Origin of the sequence: Sphaerospermopsis sp. FACHB-1194 (assembly GCF_014696235.1) — a bacterium.
GTDB classification, from domain to species: domain Bacteria; phylum Cyanobacteriota; class Cyanobacteriia; order Cyanobacteriales; family Nostocaceae; genus Sphaerospermopsis; species Sphaerospermopsis kisseleviana.
Genome location: NZ_JACJPU010000056.1, coordinates 20580 through 28855 on the forward strand (window position 1 = coordinate 20580; position 8276 = coordinate 28855).

Consider the following 8276-nt stretch of genomic DNA (forward strand, 5'->3'; position numbering starts at 1 on the left):
TACACTTTTGGGGAACAGAAAAGTTTGGAGTTGAATCAAACCTTACATCAAAATATTACACTATTTCCTGCTTTCTATGAAGATGATAGTCAAACCCCAATTTTGGCAACTGTTCACAGCAGCAACATTAACAGCATCAACTTTTATCAATGCTGTTACTCTCTATCCTTCTATAGCTGAGAATAAAGTCAATACTACCCAAGTTAGTCAAACGGTTTTTACTCTTTCTGGACATACCGCACCTATTAGCACTATAGTTATTAGTCCAGATGGACAGACTTTAGCTAGTGGTAGTGATGATAAAACCATTAAACTTTGGAATCTCAAAACAGGAAAATTACTCCGCACTCTTACAGGACATAAAGAAAAAGTAACATCTTTGGTTTTCAGTCCAGATGGTAAAACTTTAGTTAGTAGTAGTATTGACAATACTATTAGACTTTGGAATGTGCAAACTGGAAAATTAAATCGTAATTTAACCGGACATTCTTCAGCAGTAATTTCTATAGCTATTAGTCCCGATGGGAAAACGTTAGCTAGTAGCAGTTATGATAAAACTTTAAGATTATGGAATTTAAGTAATGGTAGATTGGTACATACTTTTAAAGTTTTCGCTACTGCTGTAGTTATGAGTCCCGATGGGAGAAATTTAATTAGTGGCAATGAAGATGGAACTATTAAACGTTGGAATCTGAGAACCAGAAGATTAATTGCTAACTTAGTACCACCAAAACCGCAAAATCCCATGTTTGAATCTCAACGTGCGTCGGCGGTTACATCTCTCGCTATTAGCAACGATGGCAACACATTAATTAATGGTGGTTATAATGATTTTCACCAGTCAATTCAACAAACAGACGGTAAAAATATCAAAGTTTGGAATCTCAGAACAGGGAAACTTATTCATAATTTTGCAGATGGCATTGGTGGCATTAATGCTGTTGCTATTACTCCCGATGGCAAAAGTTTTATTACTGGTGGTTTAGGGCATAAAATCAGCATTTTTGATGTCAAAACTGGGAAGTTAACCCGCACTATTGAAGGTCATGCAGGAGGGATTTATGCTTTAGCTGTGAGTAAAGATGGTAAAACTTTAATTAGTGGTAGTGGTGATAAATCTATTAAGGTTTGGCGATTATAATAGGTGACGTAAGCCATATTTCATGGCTAATAGTCAAAGTTTACTAAAGTAAACTATAGATTTTTACGGATTTTTAGTCATCTTTAGATGACTTTTGCTATGAGACTGGGAATTCATTCCCAGTCGGGTGATCGGTTTTAAGTTAAGTTGACATTTACTAGCAATGCTAAATCCTACCGCAAGCGATACCTACGGTAAGCTACCGCTAACGCACTCCATCTATATCTATTTAGTTTAGTGGAAATTGCAATGCACAAGGAAAGCAGCTTTTCTCAGACTAATTTTCAGCAAAAATGCAAAAATAATACCTGATCTTGTTTACAAAACTTATACCTGTAATGTATAAGCTACAAAATGTCATGTATAATCTGTAGATTTATGGTCTTCATTTTTTAGATTATATATGTTTGGAGCAAATAAAGCGGTAGATATAAAGTGGCGTTTTGGTAGGGCTGTAAGGAAAAGAAGAAGAGAACTTGACTTATCTCAAGAAGAACTGGCTGAAAAAGCAGAACTTCATCGAACTTACATCTCAAGTATTGAATTAGGAAAATGTAATTTTTCCTTGGAGAATATAGAAAAATTAGCAAAAGCCTTAAATATATCCATACCTGACCTATTTGCAAGTTGTAGTATCAATTCAGAACATTAAAGTATGGATGCTTATATTAAACAAAAAATCAAGGAAAATCTAAAAAACTCAATTAGAAATTTCTTTAAAGGTAAAGAAGTAAAAAATTACCAAGTATTAGATGATATTTTTCCGAATGAAAGAAGAATACGCTCTCTTATTGGTGGATTAGAAACAAGTTTAGGAACAACTTTTTGGGAGCCTATAGCGAAAACATTAGCAGAATTAAATGGATTTCAAATTGTAACTACAAAAATATTACGTCCAGAACCATTTCCCCAAATATTACAGCATGAATTAGATAAATTAGTGGATGAACGTGAAAATAAGCCTAATAAGATCAGAGTTTCCACAAACGAATGTATTCAACGTCTAAAAAATGCAGCTTTCAAAACAAATCCTCAAGACATTATTCAATTTACATCCCCTGCATCTGGTACGGGAGTAGATATCCATTTTGCTAAAAATGGAATTGAATATATTTTTGATATCAAAACCACACAGCCAAATCAAGGTGATTTTAAAGGATTTAATAGACAAATTCTAGAATGGTACGCTTATAAGTTTGCTCAAGATCCTAATACTAAATTAGAAGCTCGTATTGCCATTCCTTTTAATCCTTTTAATAAATCTTGGTATGAAAAGCAAAAAAGTAAGTTATCTAGTTCTCCCTTAGAGTTTAGCAGAGATATATGGGTAGAAAATGAATTTTGGAATTTTTGTTCTGGGGAAGAAAATACATTTGAGCAGTTAAAAGCTCTGTTTATTGAACTAGGGCAAGAAAACTTTGCCGAAGAATTCCATGATATTTTCTACTCAAATTAATGATTATATATCAACAATACTGAGTAATTCTTTAGCTACATACTCAACTACAGGGATAGGAACAGCATTACCAAACTGTTTTTTAGCTACCTCATCTTTTTGATGATATGCAAAATTAGCAGGAAATCCTTGTAATTTACAAGCGTGCTTTGCGGTGATGGGTATATATTTTTTAGGTTTATAAATTTTTTCGAGAAACAGGTTCTTATACTCTTCTGGATGACTAGCATGAATAGATACAGTTGCTATATAGTCTTTACTGCCAGTAGCAGTTAAAGTGGGGACAATATCGGCAGTAGGTAAGATAATTCTATAGATATCATTAATACCTGTCATATTCTTGGAATTAACAAATTCATACTTTCGATTATCAGTCCAACGAAATATTCCTTTATCAACTAATATATTTAATTCGTTGATTTCTATGTCAGGTATTAGTTCTCGGAAATTCTCAAAAGATAAAGGATTACCATCTTTATCTCCATACTTTTTACTTCTTCTATGTTTCAAAAGAGTTAAACAAATCATTTTCTCTCTATCACTTGTTTTGATAATATCCCAAGAATGAATTGTTGTATGACCATTTCTTAAATCGGAAAAAATAAAAAAATCATTTAATTCATCATCTTTTTGAAATCTAGTTCTTGATGGTGGAATCATACCTTTAAATAGTGTATGAGGGTCTAATTTTACTTTCTCTACAACTGTTATATTTTTGAACTCATCTAAAATATCTAAAACTTTTGGATGAATGTTCAAAGGGCTAGGAAATTGATATTGATGACAACTTTCTATATCATTTCTAATCCCTACAATAAAAACCCGATCTCTATTTTGAGGTAAACCAAAATCGTAAGCATTCAATACTTTCCATTTTACACAATAACCTATATGTTCAAATTCTTGTAAAATTAGTTCTAAATTATCTCTGTTTTTAGGACTTGCTAAACCACTCACATTTTCAAAAATAAAAGCTTTAGGTTGACTTTTACTGACTAACCGAATAACATCAAACCATAATTTTCCTCTAGGGTCTTCAAAACCCTTTAAACAACCTGCAACTGACCACGGTTGACAAGGAACACCACCTACCACTACATCAATATTAGATGGAAGTTCTCTAATTTTGGTGATATCGCCTAATTCAATTTCATGTTTGTTTAAGTAACTGATAAAATTTTGCTGATACACTTTAACAGCTTGTTTGTCTATTTCCGAATAGCCTAAGCATTGACCACCTAGTTTTTCTAAAGCAATTCTAAACCCGCCAATACCAGCAAATAGGTCAATAAATGTGAATTGTTTGCGAGAAATTAGTAATTGTAGAGGTAATTCTTTTTGTTTTGTCATTTGCGAATTTACAGATTTCATTGCTGTTAGCCCATATTACCTACTAAATGTTTGGATGTAATCTTTAATTATAACACCCTAAATACCATATTCAATCTAATAACATAAAGATGTTGATGATAAAAACTCAGCCTAGCGAGTAAGCTGAGTTAAAATGTTGCTGATTTCAAGCTAAATTTATCAAATGTTTTTACAGTGCCAAATCATGAAAAAAGACAAACTACCTCTTTATTCTCCATACTCTCCACCAGTCACCTTACCCCAGAAGACGATGTATTGATAAAGATTGTAAAACAACATCACCGGAATTAGAAAACCGATAAAAATGATCATAATCACCAAAGAACTAGGATCAGCAGATGCTTCATAAATGGTAATTTGTCTGGGGATAATATAGGGGGAAACAATCAACCCCAAACCCAAAAAGGTCAGCACAAACAACAAAATTGTCCACACAAAAGGAGCGCGTTCTTCTTTGCGGTTTAAACTTTGTAAAAGTTGCCAAATTAACCACACTCCCAAAACTGGAATAACGGCAAAGATATAATGAAGAGGTTTTCAGCCTTCTTTCTTATAGGAAAATCGAGCGATCCAAAACCCTCCTTTAGAAACCAGAGTGTTAAACCCACCCCCTCGCGCAAACAAAAGAAAAACAGCAACAGGCAAACTGTCACCTGTCACCTGTCACCTATTTACCCAAGTCAGGAAAAACCTCTTGTACAGCGGGATGTACTAAACGATGATTTTTCACATTCAAACCTTTACCTAAAGCGGGGTTAACTTCTAAAGCTTTCACACCCAAATTAGCCAACTGCACAACATAAGGCAAGGTACTATTATTTAACGCTTGAGTAGAAGTCCAAGGTACAGCACCGGGCATATTAGGAACGCCATAATGTACCACACCTTCATCAATATATACTGGATTGGTGTGAGATGTGGCGTGTAATGTTTCCACACATCCACCTTGATCAACAGCCACATCCACAATTACCGAACCAGGACGCATTTGTTTCACCAATTCACGAGATACTAAAATAGGTGCTTTTTTACCTGGTATTAACACTGCACCAATTACCAAATCAGCTTCTTTAACTGCGGTTTCAATGTGGGCAGAATTGCTATAAAGTAATTCTACTCTAGAACCAAATAAAGTTTCTAAATAAGATAGCCGTTCTACATTGACATCTAAAATTTGTACTCCAGCACCCATACCTACAGCAATTTTAGCGGCTTCTGTTCCCACAACACCACCGCCTAAAATGACGACTTTACCAGGTTTAACTCCAGGTACACCGCCTAAAAGTACACCTCTACCACCTTGTTGACGTTCTAGAAATCTTGCCCCAAATTGTACAGCTAACCGACCAGCAATAATACTCATGGGCGTGAGCAAAGGTAGTCTATTTACTCCTGGTTGTTCTACAGTTTCATAGGCGATCGCACAAGTTCCAGCATCAATCAAATTTTCTGTTAATTGCCGATCAGCCGCTAAATGTAAATAAGTAAATAATAACAGGTCTTCTCGCAAAAACTTATACTCTGTTTTTAAAGGTTCTTTGACCTTAACAACCATCTCCCGATGCCATGTAGATTCTGCTGTATCAACAATTTTTGCTCCCGCACTACGGTAATCATCATCTGTAAATCCAGCACCATCACCAGCCATAGTTTCTACAAACACAGTATGACTGCTTTCCGTGAGAACCCGCACACTAGAAGGACTCAAACCCACCCGAAATTCTTGATCTTTAGTTTCTTTAGGTACACCGATTTCCATTTATTTATAACCTCTAATTAACCTCTAATAATTTTGGATTCACTATGATTCACTCTAGAGTGCAGTATTTGTTCCACTCCGTCCGTATTCAATTATTCAAAATTGCAAATTTAGCGATCGCTCCTCCCTTGACGAATCTTCCACAGTTCTTACAATAGATAAAGAAACATTAAAAATTGTAAAGCAAGGGTTTGTATCACGCTATCCAAGATTCTTGCATAAGAACTTGCATAAGAATCTCAAGCTCAAACCCCATCACTATTTCAGAAAAGACAGTTAAGTTTCGTTTGCCAATCACCATTTTTTCAGAGAGGAACTTTTGATCATGACACAACCACAACCAACCGTCACCCCCAAATTAGAAGAACCCAAGTTTGGATTCAACGAATATGCTGAACGTTTAAACGGTCGTGCAGCTATGATTGGTTTTATCTTAATGGTCGTGATTGAATATGTCACTAATCAAGGTGTACTTGCTTGGTTGGGTTTGAAATAGTTTCCACCACAAGCCAACGATTTCAGATGTAAGCTAGAAATTAGAAGAGTAAAAACCAGTTGGATCAACCAGCTGGTTTTAATTTATGGAAAAAGTAGCGCAATATCTGTATAAAGTATGGTATAGAGTATGGTGAATTACCCCACATCTATTTTGAACCCAGAAAACTATAATGTGAGATGACTTGATAGCTAGAAATGATAATTGAATAGCAATTGCGCTATTGTGGAACAATTTACAAGAAAAGTTAGCGGAAAGAAAGCTGTGATGAACGCTATATTACCTCGTTTTTTGAAGTCAGCCTACCGGAAAGAACCTATCATTAGTGTATTAGTTACAATGGGTATAGTAGATGCACTGATTGGGGGTTTAGATGATAGCTGGTCTTTATTCACCTTTGGTTTAGGAACAACAGTAGTAGCTTTAGCCTTTAAATTATGGCGGGTGCAGCAGCAACCCCCCATGCCAGAGGAAACTGTGGTGCAACATTATTTACCACCTCAACCCTCTACTCCACCATTACCAATCATTACAGTTTCCAAGAAAAAACCACGTCAAAATAATTGAAAATTGATAATTGATAATTGATAATTATGGATTAATGCAGAAGAGAGAGATAATTGTGAGCAATGAAGCAAGCAGGGGAGGTAAGAGATTTATTTCCTCTGGACGCACCCAAAAGAATATACCAACAGGAGTCAGCATTGCTAATAATTTAGCTGTTCTGGCTGCACTGCGATAGCGTAGCAACCCCAAAGCCAGCCAACATCCTACCACTTCTCCTATCCACCAGCCAAAAATCAGACCGATAAAAGGGGGTATAAATCCATCGAGAGTAGCATTTGGCATGAACATTTTGACATAACCAACACCTAAAAAATGACCTGGATACATCATAAGGCAGCCCCTATTAAACTACCTATACCTGCGGCTAGGTATCCATTCTTTTTATACTGATGCAAAGACATAATCTCAACTCAATTGTTCATGTTTTTATGCTGTGATTTAGATTCACAATCAATCAACATATTTCCGCAGGATACTTACAATGAAACACAATGAAACAATTGTCAATTTTCCATTGTCAATTATCAATTGATAAAAAAACCCCCTGGATGGGGGACTGGAATTCAAGTGGAGTGAATAACCACAAAATAAATACCTACAGTAAATAGAGTAATCCGAACAAAATTATCCAGATTACGTCCACAAAGTGCCAGTATAATTCAGCGGCTTCTATCCCGAAATGATGTTCATTGCTATAGTGTCCGGGAGTACGCGATCGCCACAACACTGCCAAAATCGCTAAAACCCCGATGGTTACGTGCAAACCGTGAAAGCCGGTGAGAACATAAAACGCACTAGCGAAAAGATTGGTAGTTAAACCAAATTCCAGATGAGTATATTCATAAACCTGGCCTACCAAGAAAATCGCACCCATCAGCGCAGTAATAGCTAACCAAGTACGCATTCCCTTTTCATCATTCTTTTTGATGGCAGTATCAGCATTGTGCATGACAAAACTACTGGCGATCAAATTGATAGTATTCACACCAGGTAACAACAGTTCTAACTCTGGTGTACCTTCCGGTGGCCAGACAGGTAAGGTAGAACGGAAAGCTAAATAAGCACCGAACATACCCATAAAAATCATACCTTCAGCAATAAGAAACACGACCAAACCAAATAAACGATGATCTGGATGTGCTTCATGATGGGCATCTACAGCCCCATGACGATTTTGTTCAATGATCGTAGTGTTAGCTATTTGACTTTGCATGAATTTCTTATTTAGGAATTGGGAATTGGGAATTGGGAATTGGGAATTGGGAATTGGGAATTGGGAATTGGGAATGGGGAATTGGGAATTGGGAATTGGGAATTGGGAATTGGGAATAGTTGATTAGAAAACATAAAATTTATTACCCAGTCACCAGTCACCAGTCACCAGTCACCAGTCACCAGTCACCAGTCACCAGTCACCAGTCACCAGTCACCAGTCACCAGTCACCAGTCACCAGTCACCAGTCACCAGTCACCAGTCACCAGTCAC

9 protein-coding genes and 1 pseudogene are annotated in these 8276 nt (G+C 36.2%); 5 read left to right on the top strand and 5 right to left on the bottom strand.

The window, feature by feature from the left end; genetic code table 11:
- Nucleotides 1-76 precede the first annotated feature (76 nt).
- The 3 genes from H6F45_RS22965 to H6F45_RS22975 all read left to right on the top strand — a co-directional run bounded on the left by H6F45_RS22965 (nt 77) and on the right by H6F45_RS22975 (nt 2597).
- Nucleotides 77-1141 carry a WD40 repeat domain-containing protein gene (locus tag H6F45_RS22965; RefSeq protein ID WP_190348480.1) on the top strand — a complete coding sequence of 355 codons (1065 nt, stop codon included), beginning with the start codon at nt 77-79 and terminating at the stop codon, nt 1139-1141.
- A 403-nt stretch (nt 1142-1544) separates the two neighbouring features.
- Entirely contained in the window at nt 1545-1793 is a 249-nt protein-coding gene (locus H6F45_RS22970; protein ID WP_190348481.1) for a helix-turn-helix transcriptional regulator, read from the top strand.
- Nucleotides 1794-1796: 3 nt separating this feature from the next.
- The gene (locus tag H6F45_RS22975) at nt 1797-2597 is read left to right on the top strand and encodes a TdeIII family type II restriction endonuclease (RefSeq protein ID WP_190348482.1); all 801 of its coding nucleotides are present in this window, start codon (nt 1797-1799) and stop codon (nt 2595-2597) included.
- Nucleotides 2598-2600: 3 nt separating this feature from the next.
- Here the strand turns inward: H6F45_RS22975 and H6F45_RS22980 are convergent, their stop codons facing one another.
- From H6F45_RS22980 to ald, 3 genes and pseudogenes are all read right to left on the bottom strand, one after another.
- Nucleotides 2601-3968 (bottom strand): DNA cytosine methyltransferase, encoded by a 1368-nt coding sequence (locus H6F45_RS22980; protein WP_190348483.1) that lies wholly within the window; start codon nt 3966-3968, stop codon nt 2601-2603.
- A gap of 207 nt (nt 3969-4175) precedes the next feature.
- Nucleotides 4176-4505, bottom strand: a pseudogene (locus tag H6F45_RS22985) (cytochrome d ubiquinol oxidase subunit II); the annotation flags it as partial.
- A 130-nt stretch (nt 4506-4635) separates the two neighbouring features.
- Nucleotides 4636-5727, bottom strand: a complete 1092-nt coding sequence (gene ald / locus H6F45_RS22990) for an alanine dehydrogenase (protein ID WP_190348484.1) — start codon at nt 5725-5727, stop codon at nt 4636-4638.
- Between the two features lie 325 nt (nt 5728-6052).
- On the opposite strand from ald, the gene H6F45_RS22995 reads away from it, so the two are divergent.
- Together H6F45_RS22995 and H6F45_RS23000 are read left to right on the top strand one after the other, a co-directional pair.
- Nucleotides 6053-6223 carry a chlorophyll a/b-binding protein gene (locus tag H6F45_RS22995; RefSeq protein ID WP_096569692.1) on the top strand — a complete coding sequence of 57 codons (171 nt, stop codon included), beginning with the start codon at nt 6053-6055 and terminating at the stop codon, nt 6221-6223.
- 267 nt (nt 6224-6490) lie between these two features.
- Nucleotides 6491-6790: a hypothetical protein gene (locus H6F45_RS23000; protein WP_096572734.1), complete on the top strand. Its 300-nt coding sequence runs from the start codon at nt 6491-6493 to the stop codon at nt 6788-6790.
- 24 nt (nt 6791-6814) lie between these two features.
- On the opposite strand, the gene H6F45_RS23005 is transcribed toward H6F45_RS23000, so the two are convergent.
- Complete coding sequence (locus H6F45_RS23005) at nt 6815-7120, bottom strand: hypothetical protein (RefSeq protein WP_190348485.1); 306 nt, start codon at nt 7118-7120, stop codon at nt 6815-6817.
- Nucleotides 7121-7385: 265 nt separating this feature from the next.
- Nucleotides 7386-8003 (bottom strand): heme-copper oxidase subunit III, encoded by a 618-nt coding sequence (locus H6F45_RS23010; RefSeq protein WP_190348486.1) that lies wholly within the window; start codon nt 8001-8003, stop codon nt 7386-7388.
- Nucleotides 8004-8276: the final 273 nt, after the last annotated feature.

Coding starts and splice junctions, on each gene's coding strand:
- H6F45_RS22965 (WP_190348480.1), top strand. CDS start 77: ATGAAGATGATAGTCAAACCCCAATTTTGGCAACTGTTCACAGCAGCA.
- H6F45_RS22970 (WP_190348481.1), top strand. CDS start 1,545: ATGTTTGGAGCAAATAAAGCGGTAGATATAAAGTGGCGTTTTGGTAGG.
- H6F45_RS22975 (WP_190348482.1), top strand. CDS start 1,797: ATGGATGCTTATATTAAACAAAAAATCAAGGAAAATCTAAAAAACTCA.
- H6F45_RS22980 (WP_190348483.1), bottom strand. CDS start 3,968: ATGAAATCTGTAAATTCGCAAATGACAAAACAAAAAGAATTACCTCTA.
- ald (WP_190348484.1), bottom strand. CDS start 5,727: ATGGAAATCGGTGTACCTAAAGAAACTAAAGATCAAGAATTTCGGGTG.
- H6F45_RS22995 (WP_096569692.1), top strand. CDS start 6,053: ATGACACAACCACAACCAACCGTCACCCCCAAATTAGAAGAACCCAAG.
- H6F45_RS23000 (WP_096572734.1), top strand. CDS start 6,491: ATGAACGCTATATTACCTCGTTTTTTGAAGTCAGCCTACCGGAAAGAA.
- H6F45_RS23005 (WP_190348485.1), bottom strand. CDS start 7,120: ATGATGTATCCAGGTCATTTTTTAGGTGTTGGTTATGTCAAAATGTTC.
- H6F45_RS23010 (WP_190348486.1), bottom strand. CDS start 8,003: ATGCAAAGTCAAATAGCTAACACTACGATCATTGAACAAAATCGTCAT.